Source organism: Solibacillus kalamii (genome assembly GCF_002174535.1).
Lineage (GTDB): Bacteria > Bacillota > Bacilli > Bacillales_A > Planococcaceae > Solibacillus > Solibacillus silvestris.
In genome coordinates this window covers 15,737-40,060 of the sequence record NZ_NHNT01000017.1, presented here as the reverse complement: position 1 = coordinate 40,060, position 24,324 = coordinate 15,737, and the positions used below count along the sequence as shown (strand labels likewise).

Sequence of the window (24,324 nt, the reverse complement as noted above, 5' to 3'; positions counted from 1 at the left end):
CCTCACAACGTTACAGAAAAACTATAAGTAAAATCTTAACATACGTTGAAATTTTCATACAATAAAAAGCACCACACATTTTAAACGTTGAAACGAATTATGACAAAATCCGCTCAATTACTGCTTATGCCTAGATGCTCACCTCAAAATTGAAGGTTTGTACAGTCTAGGAAATATTAAAATGAGTATACTTCGCGTTTTAAAATTCCGATGTAAGGTAAGTTACGATATTTCTCTGCATAATCTAATCCGTAGCCTACAACAAAACCGTCCGGTACTTCGAAGCCAACAACATCTGCATTCAATTCCACTTTACGGCCAGATGGCTTATCCAGTAATGTTACGATTTTAATCGATTTAGCTTTACGGTATTTAAATAAATCCACCAAATAGCTTAATGTTAAACCACTGTCGATAATGTCTTCAATAATAATGACATCGCGACCTTCCACACTTGTATTTAAGTCTTTAAGTATTTTTACTTCCCCAGATGAAACAGTTGCATTCCCATATGAAGTAACATCCATAAAGTCCAGCTCTACATAAGAATCGAAACGTTTCATCAGATCCGTCATAAATGGCATTGCACCTTTTAACACTCCGACAGCTAATGGGAACATTTCTTTATATTCCTCTGTCAGTTGAGCGCCAAGCTCTTTAATACGTTCCTGGATTTGTTCTTCTGTAATCATTATTTTTTCGATGTCATTTTGAATCATGAGTAGATTCCTCCTTTTATTGTTCAAACTTTCTAAAGACGTTCATTGCTATCGACAAGAAGCACCATTTCATGCTCCGCCGACTTTACATTAGAAAATTTATTGTTAACGCGTACAGCTACTATCGCTAAAAGGTCATCATTAGCCTCGACTAACAACGGCCAGCTAGCTCTTTTGGTGAAAGGAATCTTGTCATCAATAAAAATGCGAGATACTTTTTTCTGATGCTGCATACCTTGTAGCAAAATACGATCCCCTTGTTTGGGAGCCCTTACGAATAAAGGAAACGAAACAGATGATGCGGCGAAAAAGTGATGCGGATACTTTTGAAGTAAGTCCTCATCACATTGTGCAAGTTCCCCAATATATATGCGCATCGTTCCAAGCACACACCACTCATTCAAAGCGATTTGTTGATTTGATGTTCGCAAGTTTTGCTGCTTATATTCAAATACAACTTCATCGTATTGTTGACGCGCAATAAAATTCTCCGGTAAATCAAGTGCACGACTTCCATCCGAAATTGAGAATAACGTCAAAATCGTCGTGCAAAGTGCGTAGCTTTGAATCGTATTTGAATCGTTATAAAGATAACTTAATAGTATTAAAATGAGCCTTCTTTGTAAAGCAAGTGGCTCTTTTTGTAATTCCGAAACCTTGACTTTATAACAATTTTTATCGACTTTCAGAAAAAGCTTCGAAAAACGCTCTTCTGCAAGCTCCATTAAATACGTATCATCCTCTAAAAGCTGCTGGGCAATGTGGACTGCGTGTCGGGAAACAAGGGGGTTTTCTTCCTTCAAAACTGGTACGACATTGTGACGGAAACGATTGCGGGTATAATCATTCTTTGCATTGCTCGGATCTTCACGGTACAAATGACCTTTACTATGTAAATATTCCCCAATTTCGTCTTTCGTAACCATCAAAAAAGGCCGAATTACAGTAAATTGTTGAAATTTACGTGAAGGTAATATGCCTTTTAATCCGTTTAGTGAACTCGCTTTCGTTATGGCCATTAACATTGATTCGAGCTGATCGTCCGCATGATGGGCAGTTACTAATTTTGTAAACTTATGTGTATGCATGACGGTTTCAAAGAAATGATAGCGTTCCTTCCGGCAAATCGCCTGCATGTTTCCGCCTTCTTTTTGTTGGATTTCCGCAATCGGAATCGCACAACTATAAAAAGGAATAGCCCAATCTTTACATGCCTGCTCAACAAATTGGCGGTCTTGAGCAGATTGTTCGCCGCGAAGCATATGGTCAACATGCGCCACGGCGAGCTCAATATTAAAATAGTGCTGAAAATGATAAAAAAAAGAAAGAAGCGCCATTGAATCAACGCCTCCTGAACAAGCAATTAATAGTTTATCTCCGCTTTTAATAAGCTGCTGCTCTTTTATATACGCTAAAACTTGATGCTCTAAAGTGTGCATTTACTCACCTCATATTACATTTCAATGTGTGATCGCTGGTCTGAATACTTGCCACGGTTTTATTACATGCTGCAAACGGAATAGCATCACAGTGCAGTCGTCTGCAATCGGGTATCTTTGTTTGAATTGCGTCATGACATCAAATAGTACGACCTGGATGGAAGCACCATTTTCCAGCCCTTGACGAATCAGCCGGATAAATAATTGTTCCTGTGCATCCCATTGTGCAGATGATGAAAATAACCCGTCGGAAATCATTAAAATAACGTCCTCTGACAATAATTGTGTCATTTCTGTATCGATTGCGAAGTTAGGCAAAAAGCCAATTGGAGCACTTGTACTTTCTATTTTGAATAAATCATTCCCTCTTAATACATATGTCGTCATGCCTCCCGCTTTCCAACACCATAAATGGCCGAACTGTAAATCGACAAGTGCAAAATCCATTGTCGCATACATGTCCGAATCATTTTTCAGCGACATGACATAATGCATTGTGTGCATCGCTGTTTCAGGATCCATATTGTACGTAAGGCAATCCTGCATCATTTGAATTAAGCGTTCACTTTCACGATTTGCTCTCACATTCGTCCCCATCCCATCCGATAGCATGATCGCCATAAGTCCTGGATGAATCGGAAATACCCGATAAGAATCACCGGAAATTGCATGGTTTGCATGGGAATACGTATATATATCATACTCCAACTGATAACGAATTGCTGAAGTAAACTTAATTTGGCGATAAAAAATTGGCGAGTGCTGCTCGTAAATCTGTTCACCTTTCAATGGTTCATGCAAAAATTCAAACAGTTGCTGTTCTAATTGCTGGATAACGACATGTGCATCACGATGATCTGCGACATAACATACGAACTCTCGATTCCCTATTTCATTTTTTATCCACTGAATGTGCAAACAATGAATATCATGTTCCTTTAAAAACTGCTGCATCTCCCCATCCATTTCCGATGTGCCGATTTCTAATCGCTGGCTGTTTAATAATTTTTCAAAGTGGCTGCTCAAATCACGTAGCTGTAAGGCTATCATCTTTTTGCCATGATAGAACTGTCGCTCCATATGTTCTTTGTGTAAAGCAGACTCTAGTTCTTCCAGCAATTTAGAAGATTTGATGCATTTCCCTTTTAGCTGCTCCTCTACCCGAATCCAGCTGACTGGTTTTGTACTTCTTTTCGCTAACCGCCACGAATCAATAATTCCTTCCATCTCTCCATTTTTCCCCCAGCATTCCTCATAGCGGAAACAGCTGGAGCAAATTAGAAACGGTTCTGCTGTTGTCTTACTTTTAGTTTTATTTTGTGTAAAATGATCAAACACAAGCTCCTTCATAAAAGATACAAATTGCTGAAATTGCTTGAGCTGCACTTCCACTACTTCATTGCGGTTCACCTGGATTATACTAACCGTATTTTGTTTGTAATACATTTTGCAATACTCAAGTATATTTTTCGGCATAAGCAGGAAAATAATTGCGCCTGTAAGCATCGACATAAAATAAACGCTATCGATCGGTAATGTTGCATCATAAAAGAAGAAAAAAATACTCGGCAGAAAACTAAAAAGCGCCACGGCATAACGTCCCTGGTTTTGTACAAAAGCGGCGACCAGCCCTGTACATGCATATAAGATCATCATACCTGTGAATGATAAATTAGCTAAGCCTATAAAAAAGCCAAGAGATAATGAAAAAATGACCGTAGCTCCAACCGTCGAGGCATAGGCTACAAGGCAGATGAGGAAATGAAGAACGATCAGTGCCATTGAAAAGTAAAATAGAGTCAAGCTTTCCATGCCGATTAGCATACCGGCCAAAACGACAATAATTGCCGTTATTTTTTCTCTTGTCCATTCAATGGTTCCGTTTTCTTTACTTGGCAATGTCAAAATACGCATAAAAAATAAAATCGAAACTGCAAAAAGACATTCATATACGATATAAAATAACGTCATGACAGATGGCATACCACTATGAAGCATCATTTGCCATGCTAGCTGAATAGCGATAATTGTACTTCCTAGTAAAAAGTACGGGGATAGTTTTATAAACTTAAAACGGACGAGACATTCCATGAAGAGTAACTGCACTAACACAACGGCTGCCTGTCCAAACCCAATAAAGAGCGTTCCGAGGATTCCCCCTAGTAAAGCACTCTTTTGAAATGAGGCAAATCTCGTTCGAATAACAAGCCAAAAAGGTAAAAACAACGGAGTAACAGCTTCAAAGAATACCGCCTGAGCAAAACAGAAAGCTGCAAACGCTATAACACTTGCTATTATTATTCTCGATTTTTCTTTATATAAGAATAAGTCTAAGTTTAGTGTTTGAAACTCATTTTGATTATTTAATGTCACCATTTTTACTATCACCTTTTCTTTTTAACGCTATTATATAAAGCTGAAAAAGTGAATTTTGTCTGTTTGTAGGATTGATACCAAAAAATTGTTCGACGGTTTTTTTACGGTAATATGCGCGTTTTTACGCTTTTTTTATTAGTAATTACAAAAAATAATACGCAGTAATTTCCTGTATATTATGATAGAGGAAATAATTAAAAAATAGTATTGACACTATATAGACTGCAATGTATTATTAATTCTGTTGTTAATTTTGGCGGTGTAGCTCAGTTGGCTAGAGCACTCGGTTCATACCCGAAAGGTCGTGGGTTCGACTCCCTCTGCCGCCACCATTTATAGGCCCGTTGGTCAAGTGGTTAAGACACCGCCCTTTCACGGCGGTAACACGGGTTCGAATCCCGTACGGGTCATCTCAAAAGCTGTTTAGGAACTTAGTGTTCCTAGGCGGCTTTTATTTTGTTCTTTTTTCTATTCTGTAAATTCCTGATACACTTTCTCCCTTATCCATTATACTTGTAACTATAAGAGGAGGCGTTTTCTTTGGTCCAAAACTTTACATATTTAGCTTTTCTTTGCGGTATTAGCATGCTTCTAGTCGTTGGAGGCGTCATCTTGACAAACTTGCCGCTCGCATTGCAGATTCTTATGATTACAATCGGATTAATCGGAGGTGTTTTTTGCTTTATTACCCTCATCCGTGTACTCATAAGGCATAATGCCGAAAAAGAATAATCTGATTTTCCACTCCAACACAACATTTTATTAATGAAAAAAGCGATGGATTGTAAGATATACACTTACAATCCATCGCTTTATCATCTATTTGACACTTTTTCTACGTTCAAACAGCCAGCAAAATTATCCTCTGCGAGCTCCACGGCCACCGCGCTTAGACTCAGTTGCACGCTTTAATGTAGTTAAACGCTCATCGCTATCTTTTAAGAAACGCGCCATCTTCTGTTCAAAGTTCTCTTTTGGTTGACGATCATTACGATCGTTAGAACGGTTGTTTTCGCGACGAGGACGCTGTGGACGCTCTGGTCGCTCAGCTTGAGGCTTTGCTTTACGAATTGAAAGACCAATCTTTCCATCCGCTTCAACATTCATCACTTTAACTTCGACTTCATCGCCTACTTTAAGATGCTCGTTAATATCTTTTACGTAGTTATCTGCCACTTCACTAATGTGAACTAAACCTGTTTTCCCATCTGGAAGCTCAACGAATGCACCGAAATTTGTGATTCCTGTTACCTTACCTTGTACTTTGCTGCCTACTTCAATTGACATAAAAAAAATGCTCCTCCTTAAATTTTAAGAGACTCTTCGATTGAAAAGCCATTTATCAATTATAATGAAACTTTTGTTCAATAGCTTCTTCTCTAATTATAGCTAACATAAAAAGAGTGTCAACAAGACACTCTACCTAAAGGCAATTAATACCAAAATTTTTATCACGAAATTACCATGCTTACTGGTTTTTTATTATTTTTCAAAGTCACATTTTTTTCTTTTATTATCGCGTTTAAATTATTCTTTGTCATCTTCAGGCTTGTCTTTATTTTCTTTGTCCGATTTATTCGGTATTGTGAAAATAATTTCGCCCTCTTCAGAAAGGAAAAATTCTTTTCTTGCCAGCTTCGCAATATACTCATCATCTTCCAGCTTCGCAATCTGCAAATTTAGTAGCTCTTGTCTGTGAAGCGCTTCTTCCAATCGTTCTTCCACCGCTGCTTTCGTTTCTTCCTTTGCGGCGAGGCGTTCACTTTGGACCATGTTTGCTTTTACTAATCCAGCTATTACTACAGTTGCTAAAATGAAAAATACTGCTAATCTTCTGCGACGACGTACTGCAATTTTTGCTTTAATTTGAGCTTTTGCTTGCGGATTTGAGCGGACATAATCGTTATTCAACGACTGGACATTATGGTTATGTAGCTCTTCTTGCACATTTCTTCTTCCCATTTTCCGTCTCCTCCCTCACAATCAATAGTTGTAATCATTATACGAGTTCACTGCTGTGTTTTAAAGTTTTTTAACAAATATTTCTTGAAAAACTTAATAAAGGGACGACAAATAAATAATACAATCCCCATCAATAATTTTATAATACTTTTCACTATTTTAACTACTACATGTCCAATAAAAAAAACCGGCTTCACAAATAAATTTATACATACTCTTCCAATAAAGCGGATAATTTTTTGGAACAGCAATTCATAAGTTGCAATTCCGGCGATTTGGGCAAGTGGATCAACTACCCGCCATTGCCCTCCTTTTACTAAAAATAATAAATAAAACGTAGTAACCCCTAATATTAACCAGACAATCCATTCTAAAATCCATGTAATACGTCGAATATTTTTTAAAGGGATACGATTTACATTAATTCGGATACAATCGATTATTGCACCTACAGCAACTCCGCTTATAAACATGACAAGAATGCTTATAAGCTGCGCACTCATCATCATCCAAACAATTTATGAAGGAAACCTTTCGATAAGCCACTCTCGCTTTCATCGTATTGGAATTGCTTCACTTCCCCTTCTAACGTCAGTAATCCCTTGTCCACATCTAAATGAACAATACGCAGTTCCTCTCCACGAATCAATAAATGACCCTGTGATGTATTCACATAAAATTCTTCCTGATCGAACCGTTCGATACTTTTAACAGATGTCATGTCCATCCGTTTACGATTACGTACCGTTACTAAGTGATCCCCAGACGAAATGGTATAGCGTGCGCTTTCTTGATGAATAGTCAATGCAAGTCCCCCTTTGAGCTTATAGTTGTACACTATATGCATCAACGGAAGGAAGCATGACTCAAAAGTTGGTCATGCCCTAATCTTCATCATCAATAAATTCTGGTTCAACTTTCTCTAAACGCTCTTCTTTTATAATTGTAAACATTTTTAAAGCATCTTCTTTTTTCACATTTTCACGAATTTCTTCGACACGTGCCGTTACAATTTTTTGGCCGAAACGAATTGCCAATTCATCGCCAACTTTTACAGTACTGCTGGCTTTTGCCACTTTTTCATTAATCGTAATACGGCCCTGCACCGCAACTTCCTTTGCTAATGTACGACGTTTAATTAAACGTGAAACTTTTAAAAACTTATCTAAGCGCATCCCATTTACTCCCCTTTTTCTATTTGTTTTGCTTCATTCCAAAATGCATCTAACTGTTCTAATGTAAAATCACTGAATGTCTTGCCGCTCTTTGCTACACTTTGCTCAACGTAATGAAAGCGACGTGCAAATTTTTCATTGGCATGTAGCATCGCTTCTTCCGGTGAAATTTTATAAAATCGTGCGATGTTCACAAGGGTGAATAATACATCCCCGAATTCATCGGTACGGCTTATTTCGTTACCTTGCTTTATTTCGTCGTGGAACTCTTGCCATTCTTCCGTAAACTTCTTCCACGCTTCGTCAGCATTCGGCCAATCAAAACCTACTGTCGCTGCTTTTTTCTGGTAGTTGTACGATGTTTGAAGCGATGAGTAAGGACTATATTCGTTCTTTAATAGTGGTTCACCATCTACATTGCCTTTTTCCTGCTTTTTAATTGCTTCCCAGTTTGCTACAACCGTTTCTGCATCTTCTGCAGTCACATCCCCAAAAACATGCGGGTGGCGGCGAATCATTTTTTCGCTAATCGATGCAAGCACTTCTTCCAATGTGAAATAACCATTATCTTCCCCGATTTGCGCATGTAAAAACACCTGTAAAAGGACATCGCCGAGCTCTTCAACCATAGCAAAATCATCTTCGGCATCAACCGCTGCTAAAAACTCATGTGCTTCTTCCAATAAGTACTTTTTCAATGATTCATGTGTTTGCTTCTGATCCCAAGGACAGCCATCTGGACCTCGCAATGTCGCTATGATTTGACGGAATGTTGTCCAATCACGCAATGCTTCCTCATCAGATTCAACAGGCGGTACATAGACAGTCGTTAAATTGTTGATTTCTGCTGCTTGATCAAGCTCATAAAGCGGAACAGTACGCAATGATTCCTGTGAGGAACCTGCTGCTGTCACAATTGTTACCGGGTAATCATCACGGTATTTTTCCATTAGCGTGAGCTTTACTTCTGACGCACTGAACGAATCATAGACTTGGGCTATTAAAATGTGCTGACGCATATTCATATCATGGATGGACATGCTCGTACCGTCCAACAGCTGAAACCCTTCAATCGGGTCAATTTTTAAGGCGCCGAAAATCGGATCCAAAAAGCTTTGCCCGCCTTCAATTACAAGCTTAATCTGCCCGTTCTGGTCCGCTTCAATTAAGTGCTGGACGGTCTGCTCTGCTACGAGCGGATGTCCCGGCACAGCATACATAACATCTTCCTGTGAAACGGCTTCAATAAGACGTTGTGCAATTTCTTCATAAACAGGACCGAACGAACCATGCTTAATATACACATCATCAAAGCTCGTAAACTCGATACCTTCCAGTTTTAAGTCTTGAATGACAGGATGGTCCTCTGTTCGGACATATATTTTTTTGGCTGCTTTAATTTTTTTATAAACACCCATTTGCATTTGTTCAAAATCGGCTGCTCCTAAGCCAATAACGGTTAATTGATTCAAGTTATACACCTACTTCTTTCGATTTAACATTAGTTGATATGCAGCCATTCTCCTGCCGAGTGGGATTAAAAACCAATCCTTTTCTGTCAATACTCGCATTTTTGCGACTGCGGTTATAAAAGCCCCTGCGCCAAGCATGACGAGCACCCCACTGTAAATGAGTGCATCAAAACGACTAAACAGGCCGGTAAACAGACTGTTTAAACTGTAAACAGCGCCTTGTACAACGACTATCATAATGAGACAGGCGATGGCCAGTTTTTTATAAAACGTACGATTCGCCAGACTGATAGACGTCAGTTTTTTTAAATATACGATAAGGGCAGCTGCTGTAAAAATCAGCCCGATATTACTCGCAATTGCCGCGCCCATCACATCATAACGCGGAATAAAAATAATGTTCCCTATATATTTTAATACGATTCCGAGCCCTAAAAATACGGCAGGTCCTTTTAATTTACTATAGCCTTGTAAAATAGCTGTAAACGTTAAAATTATCGATAATGGAACAATCTGAAACGAATAAAGCTTCAGCACATTCGAATAGGCATCTGTCTTAAACAGCATTTGATTTACATATGGCATAACAAGTATTAATCCAAGTGCCGCAGCTACTCCGAATATGAGGGAGCTCCGGTATGTCAATTGAATAAACGGCTTTGCACCACGACCGTTTGGCTGATTTGCCTTTAATGCAACGAGCGGTACAATAGCAAGCGATAAAGAAGTTGCAATTACAATTCCGAGCTGCACAAGCGGTTGGCCACGGTCATAAATCCCCTTCACTTCCATCGCTTCAAGCGTATTCATCCCTGAATGGACAAGCATTTTGTAAATCGTAAAGGAATCCACAAGCTGGAAGCATAATAATAGCAGTGCACTCATACTGATCGCGATACTGTATAATGTGACCTCTTTTAAGATTGGCCAGACTTTTACACGGGCAATTTCTCCAGTTGGCTGATACTGCCGTTTCAAAAAGTAAAGCAGTAGTACAATCCCTGCTATTTCCCCTACAACCGTACCGAGCATCGCCATTTTCCCGGCTGAGTAAACAGATTGAGTGTATTGCAGCAAAACAATTGTTCCGACTAATATAATCGCTACCCGAACCATTTGTTCGAACACTTGCGCATAAGCAACCGGCTGCATCTTACTTTCCGATTGAAAGTTACCCTTTAAAACAGCAAGCAGCGGCATACATAACGTAATGAATGAGCCTACTTTTAATAGACCCGCCAGCTGGGGATCTTCCATCAAATTAGCTAATGGCTGTGCACCAAAGAATAAAAGACAGAAAAAGATAAGGGCTAATGCTGTTAAGTAATAAAAGATGATGCGGGATACAGATCGTTTTTCTCCATATGTACCTCCACGTCCTTCTATATCCGCGAGCATTTTGGAAATGGCAACAGCAAATCCGCTTGATGTCCATACGACAAAAAACGAGATGAACGGATACACCTGCTGATATACATAAAATCCTTGGTCACCTACTAAGTTTTGATAAGGGACACGGTAGATTGCACTTAATATTTTTACTAATAGCGCCGCAACTGTCAGGAGAAGTGCGCCCTTCATATAATTTTTCATACCAAAACTTTGCGAAGTCATTCTATTTCCTTCCTCTATTTCATACAATGAACTAATTATATCATGAAAACCATTTGCTAATTTTACTCGAGGAATTAAAAAAACGCCCATTAATATGGACGTTTTAAAGTGATTTTAGTTTTCCATTTGCTTTGCTAAAAAATTGGCTGCTGTTTCAGCAGTTTTTTGTTCAACTTCACCGATAAAATGGGCCCGTGATATTAAATAAATAGCACCAATCGGATCTCCATTCGAAACGATCGGTACGATGCAATATGATTTCACTTGTTCATACTGTCCTGCTACAAGTTCAATCGACATCTCCAGCTTCTCACTTACAAGTGACCTGTTTTTAATAATATCTTCTGCAAAAACTGTTAAACGTCTCGCCACATAATCTTTTTTCGAAACGCCTGCAACGGCTATTACTTCATCTCGGTCACTTATTAATGTTGGAGTACCTAATGTTTCAAATAATGATTCCGCATATTGTTGTGCAAATTCGCCTAAATCATTAATTGGCGAATACTTTTTTAAAATCACTTCTCCTTCGCGGTCCGTATAAATTTCAAGGGGATCCCCTTCACGGATACGAAGTGTTCTTCTGATTTCTTTTGGGATAACAACACGACCTAAATCATCGATGCGGCGAACTATTCCTGTTGCTTTCATCGTTCATGTTCCCTCACTTTCCATCAATTCACAGCATGATGCTCCTAGTATGGAAAGAAATACATGAAACTATGCATTGTTCGAAAAGGATAAAATAATATTTCGTATATGTATGATGAAGTACCTATTTTCCCTCAACATGATATAGGAAATTACAACGTTTTCGGTCATTTTATGTTTTGTTTTTATGAAAGAGGCAATAGACAAAATAAAACAATCTTTTTGGAGGTGCAGTAATGGTAAGAGTCGATCGTATTACGTCAACACCAGATGCATATCGCCAGCATCAATATTATGCAGGTACTCATTTAGCCTATTACCCGGATTTATCGAAAGAGCGTTCTACTGTTATTTCAAAATTTGAAAACGGCATTTTCAAACGTTATTTAGAAAAGCCAAATGGTCAGCGCGATTTAGTTTCTGCTTCCACTACAAGAGAGAAACAGCTATTGGCAAGGCGTGAAGAACACCGTAACCGCGAAGAATTGCTCCAACGTTTAAATTATTCGAACGGAGTACATTATAGTGTGCAACAATCTTTCTTATAATTCGTATGTTGTATCCAATCGAAAAGAGAGGAAATATTAAAAGCCCAAAACTTTTAATATTTCCTCTCTTTTTTATGAGTCTTTTTTTGAAGATGCGATAATTTGCAGCATTTTTTCTACTACATCAAATGGCAGGTGATTTCCGCATTTGTTGTAATCTATTGTTATTACAAGCTGTGTCCCTTCCATTCCAAATCCGACCGCCCGACCAAACTCCATCGACTGCTCGACAATCTGTGCACCATTTGTATTGGCCGTTCCTTCTTCTGAAAGAATAATAGTTACTACTTGCTGCTTTTCTTTTATTGAAAGCACATTCGCTTCCTTCGCCCAAACTTTCATACGGGCCACACGCATCAGACGCTCTGTTTCAACTGGTAAATCTCCAAAGCGGTCTTGCAGTTCATCGATAATTTCCGAATAATCTTCGATGCGTTCCATTGCCTTAATCCGTTTATACATCTGGATTTTTTGGTAGCCATCGGGAATATACGCATCCGGAATATACGCATCAACATGCAGCATAATCTCGACATCCTGCTTCTCTTCTCTCTTCACACCTGTTCGACGTTCTTCCACTGCTTCTTCCAGCATTTGCGAATACAAATCAAAACCGATTGAATCGATAAAGCCATGCTGCTGAGCACCAAGTAAATTCCCGGCACCACGGATCGATAAATCCCGCATCGCAATTTTAAAACCTGAACCTAATTCCGTAAATTCTTTTACGGCCTGCAAACGCTGCTCTGCGACTTCAGTAAGAACTTTATCACGTTCATACATGAAATATGCATAGGCAATTCGATTTGAGCGTCCTACACGTCCCCGCAGCTGATACAGTTGAGAAAGTCCCATACGATCTGCATCATGAACAATTAATGTATTTACATTTGGAATATCTACACCGGTTTCAATAATCGTTGTTGTGACAAGCACATCGTACTCACCTTCGATAAATGATAAAATAACCGATTCCAGCTTCGCCTCCGTCATTTTCCCATGTGCAAAAGCGACTCGTGCATCCGGAACAAGCATCTGAATTTCTTCTACTCTTCTTGTAATATCCTCTACACGATTATATAAATAAAATACTTGTCCACCACGTGCCATTTCACGCTCGATTGCTTCACGTACAAGTGCTCCGTTATGCTCCATTACATACGTTTGGACAGGGAAACGGTTTTGTGGCGGTGTTTCGATGACCGATAAATCACGCACTCCAACCATCGACATATGAAGGGTACGCGGAATTGGTGTTGCCGTTAATGTCAGCACATCGACATTCGTTCGAAGCTGCTTAATTTTTTCTTTATGCGTAACACCGAAACGTTGCTCCTCATCGACGATAAGTAATCCTAAGTCTTGATACACTACATCTTTCGATAAAATACGGTGTGTACCGATCACCATATCTACTGTACCTTCTTTTAGACCTTTTAACGTCTCTGTTTGCTGCTTTTTGGAGCGGAACCTACTGAGCAGACCTACATTGATTGCATAGTCTTCAAAGCGCTTCGAGATCGTTTCATAGTGCTGCTGCGCCAAAATAGTAGTCGGCACTAAAAAGGCAACCTGTTTGCCGTCTAAAATGGCCTTAAATGCAGCACGAATTGCAACTTCTGTTTTTCCGTACCCTACATCCCCGCAAACGAGGCGATCCATTGGACGTTCTCGTTCCATATCTTTTTTCACTTCGGCGATTGTGCGCAACTGATCTTCTGTTTCTTCGTACGGGAAAGCCGCCTCAAAGCCCCGTTGCTCATCGGAATCGGGAGAAAAGGCATAACCTTTTTCTGCTTCGCGCTTTGCATAAAGTTTGATTAAATCGTCCGCAATATCCTGTACCGCATTCGAAACTTTCTTATGTGTTTTCTTCCATTCCGTACCACCGAGTTTATGAAGTTTCGGTTCCTTTTCGCCTGAAGGCACGTAACGTTGAATCAGTTCGATTTGATCGACAGGTACATATAACTTATCGTCCTCACGGTAACGTACATGCAAATAATCTTGATGTGTACCATTCACAACAAGTGTTTCGATGCCAATATATTTCCCGATCCCATGATGCACGTGTACAACATAGTCGCCTGATTTAATTTCGGTATAAGACTTAATACGCTCAGCATTTGTCATCTGCTGTGGTCGTGATTTTTTCTTGGCCTGTTGTTTAAAGAGTTCATCATCTGTAACAACCGCTATTTTTTGTAATGGTAGCTCAAAGCCAGAAGACAATGCCGTATTGACCAGATAAATACCCGGTCCATCGGCATAGCCGATTGTTGACGCAATATGGTAGTCATCCAGTAAATTTTGCATCGCCTTTATCCGGCTATCTGAATTGGCCGTAAATAACACGACAAATTTTTCATGCGTCCAACGCTCAATTTCATTTTGCAGTAAAGCAATTTGTCCGTGGAATTGCTGCATCGGCTTACAGGAAATGTTGATTGTCTTTTTAAGAGTGACACCTGCGAATGTTCTTGTAAATAATGCGAAATACATTTTCTGCTGTTTCAGCATTGAAAGCACTTCTTTTAATGAATGGGAGGGCTTTACATCATGAAGCATTTTGCCCCCCTCAATCAATGAAATAAACCATTCATTTTCTTCGCGTTCCCAAGCTTCCATCACTTCCTGAATGCGACCTAGCTCATCAAATAGGACAAGGCCGTCCTCCTTGAAGTAATCACCTAAAAAATACGGCTGATCAAATAATAACGAGCCATATTTTGCAATATGATCCGGCAGATGACCAAGACGCAGCAGCTCAATATCGTGCTGAATGTTTTGCATGAGCAATTCCTGTGTTTCCTGTTTACGGACCTTTTTTAAACTCACTGCCAATGATGCTTCAAGGCGCTCCGCAAGTTTTATGCGCTCTTCTTTTGTTAAAAGAAGCTCTGTCGCAGGGAAAATTTTGATTTCCTTTAACTTTTCAATCGAGCGCTGATTATCGGCAGAAAACGTACGAATCGAATCCACTTCCGTATCAAATAATTCAATACGGATCGGATCTTGTGCATATGGCGGATAAATATCCAAAATTCCGCCGCGCATTGCAAACTCACCTGGTGTTGTAACCATTTCACTTCTCGTATAGCCCATTTCAACAAGCTTATCTAACCAAGTATTGATGTCGACATCTTGACCTAAAGAAGTAGAAAGTTCATATCCAAGCCACTTTTGAGGCGCATTTAGCATACTGCGCATTCCTGCAACCGGAATAATATAGATTCCGCGTTCCTGATTAACTAAGCGCCCTAAAGTTGCAATACGCTGTGCACGCAGCTCATGGGAAGAAGTCGTCATATTTGCAGCGATAAATTCCTCGGCCGGGTAATAATGGACATGCCCTTCACCAACTAACGCAGTCAGATCATCTACTAATTTTTGTGCCTGCAATAGGTTTGAGGACATAATATAAATCGATTTATTTGTCTCTTGATAGATTGTATGGATCAGCGCAGGTCTTGCACTTCCCGTTAACCCTGTAATAAGGTGATCATTTGCTTGATCTTTTCGAATTTGCTCTATCATATTATCAATCTGTTTATCTTTTATAAATATTTGATGTATCGTATCCACGTCAAGTCCCCCTTCTCTTTTTCGATAAATGAAAACGGAAATGGAAAAAGCCTTGGCGCATTTTATGCGACCAAAGCAACTCCTCTACTGTAACCATCTTTTTAACGCATAGTAATCGGGAAACTGACGCAATGATTCTTCACAATGCTCACAAATGCTGTAAACGGTCGTTTCTCCCCGTTCATTTTTTTTAATGAATTCATCGATTTCACCTATTTCAAACAAGTGAAGCTTTTGAACCGTTTCTTCTGCATCGAAAGGCAAAGTACCAATCTCTACCTCACAATGTCTACAGCGGTAGCGTACAGGCATCTCCCATGGCCTCCTTTAAACACTTATGTATATTAAAGTCTAACCATTTTTTGATTAATTTATGCGCCGTTAAATTTGTTCATCACTTCTAAAAACGGCTTTGTCAAAGCTGTTTCTACAGCATCACAGCTCTTTTCAAGAGCTTCTTTTACGATGGGCTGATCCTCTTTTGAAAACTTTGCCAATACATAATCCGCAACTTTCATACCTGCTGGCGGGCGGCTTACTCCGACACGGATTCGGTTAAATTCCTGTGTCCCTAAGTGCTGAATTAATGATTTAATCCCGTTATGTCCACCAGCACTTCCTTTGCCGCGTAATCTTAACTTACCCGTTTCCAGATCTAAATCATCATAAATAACAATAATATCTTCAATTTCTATATCAAAATAATCCATTAGAGGTCTAACACATTCTCCTGATAAATTCATATATGTTAGTGGCTTCAATAAAATGACTTTTCCCTCAGGACGATGAACCGTTGCATACATACCATTAAATTTAGTTTGGTTTAATGGCGCATTCCATCGATTGGCTAATTCATCAATTACATCAAAACCTATATTGTGGCGTGTATGTTCATATGGTTTTCCCGGATTTCCTAAACCAATAATTAATTTCACTAGTAATCGCATCCTTTTTCTCTGATCGCCTTTATTTTATCATATATCCTCATGAAAAGTATGTATCGTCCACTAGTATGACGCCAATGATTTCTAACGCATTTTCCTTACAATATAAAGTACAAAAAAGCCTACTGCAGCAGAAAATCGAACCGCTGTCGATAAATACATCGCTGTTTCCATCGAGTAAGTTTCGAGCAGCCATATTCCTATTTGCGGAGAAGAAAAAGCAATGACTGCAAGCAGCACATTATAAGTCGTAATACAATAAGTGCGCACTTCCTGCGGTGAATTTTCAAGCAATAAATTAAATAATATTAAAACCGTTCCTGAAACAAACAACCCTGAAATAAAGGACATCGCGACTAAATAATAAAGATTCGTCGATAAAACCATCAGTAATGGTGCTGTTGACATCCCAAAGGCAACCCAGACAAATACACTCATATTGCCATATTTTTGCGACCATTTACGCCAAAATGAAAATGATAAAATTTGAGCAATCATATTTGCCACATTGAACATACTAATCCAAAAGATCGTCGCTTCCGCATACCGGACATTATAAATATTAAAAATCCCCCATGCCATTTGCCAGCCAAAGTTAAAAACAAGTGCAACAATTAAAAACAGGACATATTTATTGTTTTTAAAAATTGACCAATCCATTGCACGTTTATTTTCTATATTCCGTTCACGTACCGGTTCATCATGCTTTAATAGAAAATACAGCTCAACAACCCCGACGACAAAAGTAAACATGAATAGTATTTGATAAGCTATCCGATTGGCGGTTATATCTTTCATGACAATACCAATCGTTAATGTAACGAATAAGCCTACCACTGTCAGCAAGCGATTACGGTCACTAAAAAATTGGGCTCGACGTGTTTCCTCAATAATATTACCGATAAAAGATTGCCAGCCCATGTTCGCCATCGTATTCGGCACACTCATTGCAGCGATTAGAGCCAGCAGCAACCAAGAACCAAAACTTCCTGGTACATAACTAATAAAGGCAATTAGTAAGAATACAAAGCGTGCTGCCAAGACGGAAAAAGCAACGAGCCTTTTTTGTTCGAATGCACGATTTAGTAAAATAGCAGCCGGTAATGTCATTAGCAATGTAATTAACGGTGGCAAAGAACTGATCAACCCTACCTGATAATTTGTTGCACCAAGAATCGTCATCGCAAAAATCGGAATGTAGCTGTTTGATGTATTTTGTGCAACAGCAGATGCCATCCCATGGTAAATACTCATTTTTTCATTATGTGTTCTCATAAAGACCTCTAATTTTTCTTAATATTTACTCATCTCCATATTATTATACTGATTTCCTTTCGGATGTCGAAGTATTTTTTTACACTAAAAAACCGCCCTAATAAATAGGGCGGCCCGTCCAATTTCTTAATCTTCTCTACCTGGTTTTTCAGGCGATAATTTTTCTCCCGTTGCATCAAGATCATCGGCTGTTACATTTTCTGCATTTGCATCGACATCTTCAACTGGTGCTGCTGGCGGTGTTACCGTTGCTAATGTATAGTCGTCATTATCTACAATCGTAAACGCTGTAAATTGATCGCGAACATTACCCACAGATAACGATTCACCAACTGCTAAATCGGATACATCGATTTCAATTGTGTCTGGAATTTTGCTTGGATTCACTTTAATCTTCAATGTATGGTTAGGTTGAGTAATTACTCCACCTTCTTTTACACCAACTGAAGTTCCGATAAATGCAATTGGAACATCCACTTCAAGTTCTTCTTTCATATTGATAGCAAGGAAGTCAACGTGCTTCACATGTCCTTTTAGTGCATCACGTTGGATATCAGTAAGTACTGCATTTACTCTTTTCCCGCCTACTTCAATTTTAAACACGCTAGTTGTACCATATGTTTGAACTGCTTTAGCGGTATCTCTATAATCCAACGATATTGGTGTTGTTTCTGTTTCATAGCCATACAGCACACCTGCCAGTTGGCCTTCGTTTCTAAGTTGGGATAGTATCGAACGTTTCCCAGTTTCTCGCTTTGTTGCTTGTAATACTGTAGTCATATTCCATCGTCCCCCTTAAATAGTTATACAAAGATACATTTACCCTACCTTTGTCCACACTAAACATAAAATTGTCAGATTTTTTGCAAATATTCGCATATAGAAATACGAGGAATAAAAATTTAGTTGAGACAGCCGTAGAGATTTCATGAGAGAGGGTATAAAAAAAACAGCATTTTCCTCTATTGAGGAAAATGCTGTTTACTTCTTGTTTTGCAATGGATTAGTCGAATAATGTACTAACAGATTTATTTTCGTAAATACGAGAGATTGCATCTGCCATTAATTTCGCAACTGATAATTGCTGAATTTTTGGAGAAAGTTTTTCTTCAGATAATTGAATAGTGTTTGTTACAACTAATTCCTTAATTGGAGAATTTTCAATACGCTCAATTGCTGGACCTGATAATACAGGGTGTGAACAACATGCGTAAACTTCTTTAGCACCGCTCTTAATTAATGCCTCTGCACCAATCGTAATCGTACCTGCCGTATCGATGATATCATCAATTAGGATACAGATTTTGCCATCTACATTACCAACAATGTTCATTACTTCTGCCACGTTTGGTTTTGGACGACGCTTATCAATAATAGCAATCGGAGCTTTTAAGCGCTCTGCTAATTTACGCGCACGAGTTACACCACCATGGTCTGGAGAAACAATAACTAGTTCCTCTTCATTGAATCCTTTTGTCCCGAAATGTTCAGCAAGTAGTGGTACAGCCACTAAATGGTCGATTAAAATATCAAAGAAACCTTGGATTTGAGGTGCATGTAGATCTAATACGATTACACGAGTTGCACCGGCAGTTTCAAGTAAGTTTGCTACTAATTTAGCAGTGATTGGTTCACGCGCTTTTGCTTTACGGTCTTGACGTGCATAGCCATAGTAAGGCATAACAACGTTTACTGTACGAGCAGATGCACGTTTAACAGCATCAATCATAATTAAAAGTTCCATTAAATGCTCATTAACAGGCGCAGAAGTAGATTGAACGATAAATACATCCATTCCTCGAATACTTTCTTCAATGCTAATTTGGACTTCTCCATCACTGAAGTGTTTAACGGATGATTTCCCTAGTTCTAAACCCATTTCATCAGCAATCTCTTTGGCAAGTGGATTGTTAGAATTTAATGAGAAGATTTTTAATTTTGAGTCAGCGTATTGATACGGCATGATGGCCTCCTGTATTTTAGTTAATTTTATTTTGAATTTAATTTACTCACATAGCCTAATTTGTTTTCCTGACGAGCACGCGCAATCGCCAATGCCTCTTCAGGTACTTCTTTAGTAATTGTCGATCCTGCTGCAATAAAGGAACCTTTTTTCAATGTTACCGGTGCAACTAAATTTGAATTACATCCAATGAATACATCGTCTTCAATAGTTGTTTTATATTTGTTTTTACCGTCATAGTTAACAGTGATTGAACCGCAGCCAATATTTACGTTCTTGCCGACTTCTGCATCGCCAATATAGCTTAAATGAGACACTTTCGTATCATCACCTAATGTACTCTTCTTCACTTCAACGAAATTACCGATTTTCACATGGTTTCCTAATGAAGATTCCGGACGTAAATGTGCAAACGGACCTACTGCTGTTTCATTGCCTACTTGGCTGTTTAGCACGACTGAACTATGAATCGTAGTTGAATTGCCAATTTGACTGTCCACAATATGACTATTCGGACCAATTTTACAATCTTCGCCAATAACCGTATTACCTTCAATAATCACTCCAGGTAAAATAACCGTATCACTGCCGATTACTGCGTCTGCACTAATATGTGTAGAAATTGGATTAATAATCGTTACACCATTACGCATGTGACGTTCGTTAATACGTGCACGCATTAGTTCCTCTGCTTGAGATAGAGCAAAGCGATCATTTACGCCAAGCGTTTCATCAAAGTTTTCTGTTACATAGGCTGCAACTGTTTCACCTTGCTTCTGTAAAATTTCAATAACATCCGGCAAATAGAATTCACCTTGTGCATTTTCATTTTTAACGAGCTTAAGCGCCTCAAACAGTGCTTCATTATCGAAGCAGTATGTTCCTGTATTAATCTCTTTCACAAGCTGTTGCTCAGATGTTGCATCTTTTTGTTCAACAATTTGCGAAACTTGACCATGTTCGTCACGTAAAATACGACCATAGCCTGTCGGATCATCTGTAACCGCTGTCAAAATAGTTGCTTTTGCATTTTGAGAAGCATGCTGATCCAGCAGTGCCTGCATTGTTTCAGGGCGAATTAAAGGGGTATCTCCACATACGACAAGCGTAGTTCCGCTAAGTCCGCTTAAAATCGGCTCTGCCTGTTGAACCGCATGCGCTGTGCCTAATTGCTCTTCTTGTAAAACATATTCACTCTTATTTCCAAGTGTTTCTTTTACCAGCTCTGCACCATGTCCTACAACAGTTACGACACGTTCAACATTTAGTGAACTGATATGATCAATTACATGTTCCACCATTGGCTTTCCGCATACTGGGTGGAGCACTTTATATAATTTGGACTTCATTCGTGTACCTTGACCAGCCGCTAACACGACCGCAAAAATATTCGTCATATTACAAGTCCTCCAATTTAGCTCATTTTCTCTTATGACTATAAAGCAATTTCATAATCTTTTCAAGGTATTCAGACTTGACAAATCTTTGAATTTAAAATATCTATAATAGTTTGACACATTTTCTTTTGTGTACTAATTCAGCAAATTTTAACGATAAAAAGTAAATAATCAGTATTTTTTCGACCATATTCTAATTTTTCCTTTTCTGTTATAGAACATTTCTGCCTATAAAAAAATTCATAAAAAAAAAGAGCCTCCTCATATGAGTGACCCTAATTTATATTAAACATTCACTTCTTCTAATTCAAAAGTTTCCTCTGTATTTTCCTCAGCAGATGCATGGAAAGCTTCCAAAACGATTTCCTGAATTTTGTTGCGCGTATTTGAATTAATCGGATGCGCAATATCACGGAATTCGCCATCTGGTGTTCTTTTGCTAGGCATTGCTACAAATAAACCAGTATTTCCATCAATTACACGAATATCATGGATAACAAATTCATCATCTAGCGTAATTGAGGCAATCGCACGCATACGCCCTTCTGTTTGAACACGTCGTAATCTTACGTCAGTTACTTCCATTATTTATACCCCCTGTAGTTTGATGTGTTATTTTTAGTATTCGGGATGAAAGTATAGATTCCTTCTATCATCCAATAAATTTCTAAAAATTCATCATTTATCAATAGAATACAATATAATGTAATTTTTTTCTATCTACAATTTTTATAATTATTAAAATAAACTAAATATTCTACTTATTTATGAGGATTTTCTTAATAATTGCTGTAAATAGAGTCAAAATATTTTTTTAATAAAAAAAATCCACGCCTTTTCTAAAGTCCGAAAGCCGTGGATTTAAGCTATAACTAATATGAATCAAAATTATTCCTAATAAAATATTATTTCACTAATGCAATGACTTCAATTTCAACTTTTACATCTTTTGGTAAACGAGCAACTTCTACTGCTGAACGAGCTGGCTTGTGCTCACCAAAATGACTTGCATACACTTCATTCATTATAGCGAAATCATTCATATCTTTCATAAATACTGTTGTTTTAACAACTTGGCCTAAAGAAGAACCGGCTGCTGCTAAAACTGCTTTTAAGTTTTCGAAAACTTGGTGAGTCTGTACTTCAATATCGCCTTCTACAAGTTCCCCTGAAGCTGTCAGTGGAATTTGGCCTGAAGAATAAAACATATTATTTACTACAATACCTTGTGCATATGGACCGATTGCTGCTGGTGCATTTGTTGTTGAAACAGTTTTCATTTTAATTTCTCTCCTTTTGAAAAAAAGTTACCTTCACTTAATGCAATTGTGCGATCTTTCTCATTTACTTCTTGTAGTTTTACTAAAGAATAGTAATCATCTACTAACGTTACATCAGCATGCTGTGCTTCTACTAATACAGCGATACCTGCCAACTCACATTCGAATTCTTCCAATAAGTTCTTCATACCATTCATTGTGCCTCCGACTTTCATGAAATCGTCGGTAATTAATACACGCTGGCCACTTTTCATACTACGTTTTGATAAAACCATCGTTTGAATACGACGAGAAGATCCTGATACATAATTAATACTCACCGTTGAACCTTCAGTCACTTTACTGTCACGACGCACAACTACAACCGGGACATTCAAATGTCTTGCAATCGCATGTGCAATTGAAATCCCTTTTGTTGCAACAGTCATAATGACATCAATTTGCCGATCCGCGAACACGCTTGCAAATACTTTACCTACACGATTCATTAATTCCGGATTTCCTAAAAGATCCGTCATAAACAAATAGCCCCCAGGTAACAGTCGATCGGATTGACTAAGTTCTCCCATAAATTCCCCAATTATATCACGAACTTCTTGTTCCGCCATTTTAGGGATATATTTAACACCGCCTGCTGCCCCAGGTACGGTAATTAAAAGCCCAATTCCTTTTTCTTCGAATGTTTCCTTTACAATTGTTAAATCTTCACTAATTGAAGATTTTGCAGAACTGTAAAGCTCAGAAAAATAAGTTAGCGGGATCAACTGATGTGGATGCTCAAGTAGATAATAAGTCATATCCACAAGGCGTTCACTGCGCTTCCATTTCATGCGACCCTCTCCTAAACATTAATTATTAAAATACGAATATTTAATAGTCAAATTACCATAATTATACGTATTTATGCAAGTGGATTTCGTTCCCCCAACATACGTACTACATAAACTTCCTCACAAAAACCACGTAATCCATTGTAGATTCTGCTGACACGTGCTTCATTTTCCACCAGCCCAAATACTGTCGGACCACTGCCGCTCATAAGTACTGCATCAGCACCAAAACGTTGCATTTGCTCTTTAATTGTAATAACTTCCGGATGAAGATTAAATGTTACAGTTTCCAAAACATTTCCAAGTGAATTGCACATTAGCTCATAATCTTCTGTTTCAATCGCCTTTATCATTTCACTCGTGTTTGGATGTTGTAGCCCTTCAATATTCAGCCCACCATATACATCAGCTGTCGATACGCCAATTTTTGGCTTGGCCAAAACAACCCAACAAGTTGGAGGTGCGGATAGTTCTTTAATCTTTTCTCCGCGCCCCGTAGCCAAAGCTGTACCGCCATAAACGCAGAAAGATACATCAGAACCAATTTTCGCTCCATGTTCCGCCAGCTCGTCCAACGTTAAATTTAGATTCCAAAGCTCATTTAAACCGCGCAATGTAGCCGCTGCATCGCTGCTTCCACCCGCTAGACCCGCCGCTATAGGAATTTGCTTCTCAATTGAAATAGTTACGCCTTCTTTAATACCGTATGTATTTTTTAAAAGCTCTGCTGCCTGGTAAGCAAAATTCCGCTGATCATCCGGAACAAAATTATCTGTCGAAACAATTTTAATTTGGCCATCTGCTCGTGATTCTAGTCCAATTCGATCGGCCAAGTCGACCGTTGTCATAATCATTTCCACTTCATGATATTGATCTGGACGTTTATAAAGCACATCGAGTGTTAAGTTAATTTTTGCGGGTGCTTTTACGTATAACATTGAAAATTCCTCCTACTGTATAAGGCACGCATAATATGTAATACGCGATTAAAATTCTATTGCCCCTATTTTACCATATGAAAGCGTTGTATTATGCACGAAAACATTCACTTTTCTTTGCAATTTATTGTTAAAATATGCATGCTGCACAATCCA

The 24,324-nt window shown here is 38.6% G+C and carries 24 protein-coding genes and 2 tRNA genes; 4 read left to right on the top strand and 22 right to left on the bottom strand.

Annotation, left to right across the window (positions count from 1 at the left end; all coding sequences use genetic code 11):
- Positions 1 to 176: 176 nt before the first annotated feature.
- The 3 genes from hpt to CBM15_RS18195 are packed head-to-tail and all read right to left on the bottom strand — an operon-like array spanning position 177 to position 4,534.
- A complete protein-coding gene (gene hpt / locus CBM15_RS18205) occupies positions 177 to 719 on the bottom strand; it encodes a hypoxanthine phosphoribosyltransferase (RefSeq protein ID WP_008408259.1) in 543 nt (180 codons plus the stop codon).
- A 32-nt stretch (positions 720 to 751) separates the two neighbouring features.
- The gene (gene tilS / locus CBM15_RS18200) at positions 752 to 2,158 is read right to left on the bottom strand and encodes a tRNA lysidine(34) synthetase TilS (RefSeq protein WP_087618562.1); all 1,407 of its coding nucleotides are present in this window, start codon (positions 2,156 to 2,158) and stop codon (positions 752 to 754) included.
- A gap of 21 nt (positions 2,159 to 2,179) precedes the next feature.
- Positions 2,180 to 4,534, bottom strand: a complete 2,355-nt coding sequence (locus CBM15_RS18195; RefSeq protein ID WP_087618561.1) for a SpoIIE family protein phosphatase — start codon at positions 4,532 to 4,534, stop codon at positions 2,180 to 2,182.
- A gap of 255 nt (positions 4,535 to 4,789) precedes the next feature.
- Between CBM15_RS18195 and CBM15_RS18190 the strand changes: the two genes are divergently transcribed.
- The 3 genes from CBM15_RS18190 (at position 4,790) to CBM15_RS18180 (ending at position 5,266) form a co-directional block, all read left to right on the top strand.
- Positions 4,790 to 4,866: transfer RNA gene (locus CBM15_RS18190), tRNA-Met, on the top strand.
- A gap of 6 nt (positions 4,867 to 4,872) precedes the next feature.
- Positions 4,873 to 4,944, top strand: a tRNA-Glu gene (locus CBM15_RS18185).
- 130 nt (positions 4,945 to 5,074) lie between these two features.
- Positions 5,075 to 5,266: a sodium:potassium antiporter gene (locus tag CBM15_RS18180; RefSeq protein WP_087618560.1), complete on the top strand. Its 192-nt coding sequence runs from the start codon at positions 5,075 to 5,077 to the stop codon at positions 5,264 to 5,266.
- 126 nt (positions 5,267 to 5,392) lie between these two features.
- On the opposite strand, the gene CBM15_RS18175 is transcribed toward CBM15_RS18180, so the two are convergent.
- The 8 genes from CBM15_RS18175 to spoVT form a co-directional block, all read right to left on the bottom strand.
- Positions 5,393 to 5,821: a S1 domain-containing RNA-binding protein gene (locus CBM15_RS18175; protein ID WP_008408265.1), complete on the bottom strand. Its 429-nt coding sequence runs from the start codon at positions 5,819 to 5,821 to the stop codon at positions 5,393 to 5,395.
- Positions 5,822 to 6,061: 240 nt separating this feature from the next.
- Positions 6,062 to 6,496, bottom strand: a complete 435-nt coding sequence (locus CBM15_RS18170; RefSeq protein WP_087618559.1) for an FtsB family cell division protein — start codon at positions 6,494 to 6,496, stop codon at positions 6,062 to 6,064.
- A gap of 47 nt (positions 6,497 to 6,543) precedes the next feature.
- Positions 6,544 to 7,002 (bottom strand): spore cortex biosynthesis protein YabQ, encoded by a 459-nt coding sequence (yabQ, locus tag CBM15_RS18165; protein WP_158100213.1) that lies wholly within the window; start codon positions 7,000 to 7,002, stop codon positions 6,544 to 6,546.
- Complete coding sequence (yabP, locus tag CBM15_RS18160) at positions 7,002 to 7,343, bottom strand: sporulation protein YabP (protein WP_476712822.1); 342 nt, start codon at positions 7,341 to 7,343, stop codon at positions 7,002 to 7,004. Before yabP ends, yabQ begins: the two co-directional genes overlap by 1 nt.
- A gap of 37 nt (positions 7,344 to 7,380) precedes the next feature.
- Positions 7,381 to 7,671, bottom strand: coding sequence for an RNA-binding S4 domain-containing protein (locus CBM15_RS18155; protein ID WP_087618556.1), 291 nt, complete (start codon positions 7,669 to 7,671; stop codon positions 7,381 to 7,383).
- 5 nt (positions 7,672 to 7,676) lie between these two features.
- The gene (gene yabN, locus CBM15_RS18150) at positions 7,677 to 9,143 is read right to left on the bottom strand and encodes a bifunctional methyltransferase/pyrophosphohydrolase YabN (RefSeq protein ID WP_087618555.1); all 1,467 of its coding nucleotides are present in this window, start codon (positions 9,141 to 9,143) and stop codon (positions 7,677 to 7,679) included.
- A 9-nt stretch (positions 9,144 to 9,152) separates the two neighbouring features.
- Complete coding sequence (locus tag CBM15_RS18145) at positions 9,153 to 10,757, bottom strand: putative polysaccharide biosynthesis protein (RefSeq protein ID WP_087618554.1); 1,605 nt, start codon at positions 10,755 to 10,757, stop codon at positions 9,153 to 9,155.
- 114 nt (positions 10,758 to 10,871) lie between these two features.
- Entirely contained in the window at positions 10,872 to 11,408 is a 537-nt protein-coding gene (gene spoVT, locus CBM15_RS18140; RefSeq protein ID WP_008408278.1) for a stage V sporulation protein T, read from the bottom strand.
- A 236-nt stretch (positions 11,409 to 11,644) separates the two neighbouring features.
- On the opposite strand from spoVT, the gene CBM15_RS18135 reads away from it, so the two are divergent.
- The gene (locus tag CBM15_RS18135; protein WP_087618553.1) at positions 11,645 to 11,956 is read left to right on the top strand and encodes a hypothetical protein; all 312 of its coding nucleotides are present in this window, start codon (positions 11,645 to 11,647) and stop codon (positions 11,954 to 11,956) included.
- A gap of 72 nt (positions 11,957 to 12,028) precedes the next feature.
- Here CBM15_RS18135 and mfd read toward each other — a convergent pair whose 3' ends face one another.
- The 11 genes from mfd to ispE form a co-directional block, all read right to left on the bottom strand.
- Positions 12,029 to 15,541 carry a transcription-repair coupling factor gene (gene mfd / locus CBM15_RS18130; protein ID WP_087618552.1) on the bottom strand — a complete coding sequence of 1,171 codons (3,513 nt, stop codon included), beginning with the start codon at positions 15,539 to 15,541 and terminating at the stop codon, positions 12,029 to 12,031.
- An 84-nt stretch (positions 15,542 to 15,625) separates the two neighbouring features.
- Positions 15,626 to 15,853 (bottom strand): anti-sigma-F factor Fin family protein, encoded by a 228-nt coding sequence (locus CBM15_RS18125; RefSeq protein ID WP_008408283.1) that lies wholly within the window; start codon positions 15,851 to 15,853, stop codon positions 15,626 to 15,628.
- Positions 15,854 to 15,912: 59 nt separating this feature from the next.
- Entirely contained in the window at positions 15,913 to 16,476 is a 564-nt protein-coding gene (gene pth / locus CBM15_RS18120; protein WP_087618551.1) for an aminoacyl-tRNA hydrolase, read from the bottom strand.
- A gap of 93 nt (positions 16,477 to 16,569) precedes the next feature.
- Positions 16,570 to 17,760, bottom strand: a complete 1,191-nt coding sequence (locus CBM15_RS18115) for an MFS transporter (RefSeq protein ID WP_087618550.1) — start codon at positions 17,758 to 17,760, stop codon at positions 16,570 to 16,572.
- A 126-nt stretch (positions 17,761 to 17,886) separates the two neighbouring features.
- Positions 17,887 to 18,540: a 50S ribosomal protein L25/general stress protein Ctc gene (locus CBM15_RS18110; RefSeq protein ID WP_008408286.1), complete on the bottom strand. Its 654-nt coding sequence runs from the start codon at positions 18,538 to 18,540 to the stop codon at positions 17,887 to 17,889.
- Between the two features lie 223 nt (positions 18,541 to 18,763).
- Positions 18,764 to 19,723, bottom strand: coding sequence for a ribose-phosphate diphosphokinase (locus CBM15_RS18105; protein ID WP_008408287.1), 960 nt, complete (start codon positions 19,721 to 19,723; stop codon positions 18,764 to 18,766).
- Between the two features lie 26 nt (positions 19,724 to 19,749).
- Entirely contained in the window at positions 19,750 to 21,120 is a 1,371-nt protein-coding gene (gene glmU, locus CBM15_RS18100; RefSeq protein ID WP_087618549.1) for a bifunctional UDP-N-acetylglucosamine diphosphorylase/glucosamine-1-phosphate N-acetyltransferase GlmU, read from the bottom strand.
- A 285-nt stretch (positions 21,121 to 21,405) separates the two neighbouring features.
- A complete protein-coding gene (spoVG, locus tag CBM15_RS18095; protein WP_087618548.1) occupies positions 21,406 to 21,705 on the bottom strand; it encodes a septation regulator SpoVG in 300 nt (99 codons plus the stop codon).
- A gap of 320 nt (positions 21,706 to 22,025) precedes the next feature.
- Positions 22,026 to 22,400: a RidA family protein gene (locus tag CBM15_RS18090; RefSeq protein WP_087618547.1), complete on the bottom strand. Its 375-nt coding sequence runs from the start codon at positions 22,398 to 22,400 to the stop codon at positions 22,026 to 22,028.
- Entirely contained in the window at positions 22,397 to 23,230 is an 834-nt protein-coding gene (purR, locus tag CBM15_RS18085; protein ID WP_014822300.1) for a pur operon repressor, read from the bottom strand. The genes CBM15_RS18090 and purR overlap by 4 nt, the downstream gene beginning before the upstream one ends.
- 71 nt (positions 23,231 to 23,301) lie before the next feature.
- On the bottom strand, positions 23,302 to 24,168 hold the full coding sequence (gene ispE, locus CBM15_RS18080) for a 4-(cytidine 5'-diphospho)-2-C-methyl-D-erythritol kinase (RefSeq protein WP_008408294.1): 867 nt from the start codon (positions 24,166 to 24,168) through the stop codon (positions 23,302 to 23,304).
- Positions 24,169 to 24,324 lie beyond the last annotated feature (156 nt).

Bases quoted from the DNA above. Each gene is read 5' to 3' on its own strand.
- hpt (WP_008408259.1), bottom strand. From the start codon at position 719: ATGATTCAAAATGACATCGAAAAAATAATGATTACAGAAGAACAAATC.
- tilS (WP_087618562.1), bottom strand. From the start codon at position 2,158: ATGCACACTTTAGAGCATCAAGTTTTAGCGTATATAAAAGAGCAGCAG.
- CBM15_RS18195 (WP_087618561.1), bottom strand. From the start codon at position 4,534: ATGGTGACATTAAATAATCAAAATGAGTTTCAAACACTAAACTTAGAC.
- CBM15_RS18175 (WP_008408265.1), bottom strand. From the start codon at position 5,821: ATGTCAATTGAAGTAGGCAGCAAAGTACAAGGTAAGGTAACAGGAATC.
- CBM15_RS18170 (WP_087618559.1), bottom strand. From the start codon at position 6,496: ATGGGAAGAAGAAATGTGCAAGAAGAGCTACATAACCATAATGTCCAG.
- yabQ (WP_158100213.1), bottom strand. From the start codon at position 7,002: ATGATGAGTGCGCAGCTTATAAGCATTCTTGTCATGTTTATAAGCGGA.
- yabP (WP_476712822.1), bottom strand. From the start codon at position 7,343: ATGCATATAGTGTACAACTATAAGCTCAAAGGGGGACTTGCATTGACT.
- CBM15_RS18155 (WP_087618556.1), bottom strand. From the start codon at position 7,671: ATGCGCTTAGATAAGTTTTTAAAAGTTTCACGTTTAATTAAACGTCGT.
- CBM15_RS18145 (WP_087618554.1), bottom strand. From the start codon at position 10,757: ATGACTTCGCAAAGTTTTGGTATGAAAAATTATATGAAGGGCGCACTT.
- spoVT (WP_008408278.1), bottom strand. From the start codon at position 11,408: ATGAAAGCAACAGGAATAGTTCGCCGCATCGATGATTTAGGTCGTGTT.
- CBM15_RS18135 (WP_087618553.1), top strand. From the start codon at position 11,645: ATGGTAAGAGTCGATCGTATTACGTCAACACCAGATGCATATCGCCAG.
- CBM15_RS18125 (WP_008408283.1), bottom strand. From the start codon at position 15,853: ATGCCTGTACGCTACCGCTGTAGACATTGTGAGGTAGAGATTGGTACT.
- CBM15_RS18115 (WP_087618550.1), bottom strand. From the start codon at position 17,760: ATGAGAACACATAATGAAAAAATGAGTATTTACCATGGGATGGCATCT.
- CBM15_RS18110 (WP_008408286.1), bottom strand. From the start codon at position 18,540: ATGACTACAGTATTACAAGCAACAAAGCGAGAAACTGGGAAACGTTCG.
- CBM15_RS18105 (WP_008408287.1), bottom strand. From the start codon at position 19,723: ATGCCGTATCAATACGCTGACTCAAAATTAAAAATCTTCTCATTAAAT.
- glmU (WP_087618549.1), bottom strand. From the start codon at position 21,120: ATGACGAATATTTTTGCGGTCGTGTTAGCGGCTGGTCAAGGTACACGA.
- spoVG (WP_087618548.1), bottom strand. From the start codon at position 21,705: ATGGAAGTAACTGACGTAAGATTACGACGTGTTCAAACAGAAGGGCGT.
- CBM15_RS18090 (WP_087618547.1), bottom strand. From the start codon at position 22,400: ATGAAAACTGTTTCAACAACAAATGCACCAGCAGCAATCGGTCCATAT.
- purR (WP_014822300.1), bottom strand. From the start codon at position 23,230: ATGAAATGGAAGCGCAGTGAACGCCTTGTGGATATGACTTATTATCTA.
- ispE (WP_008408294.1), bottom strand. From the start codon at position 24,168: ATGTTATACGTAAAAGCACCCGCAAAAATTAACTTAACACTCGATGTG.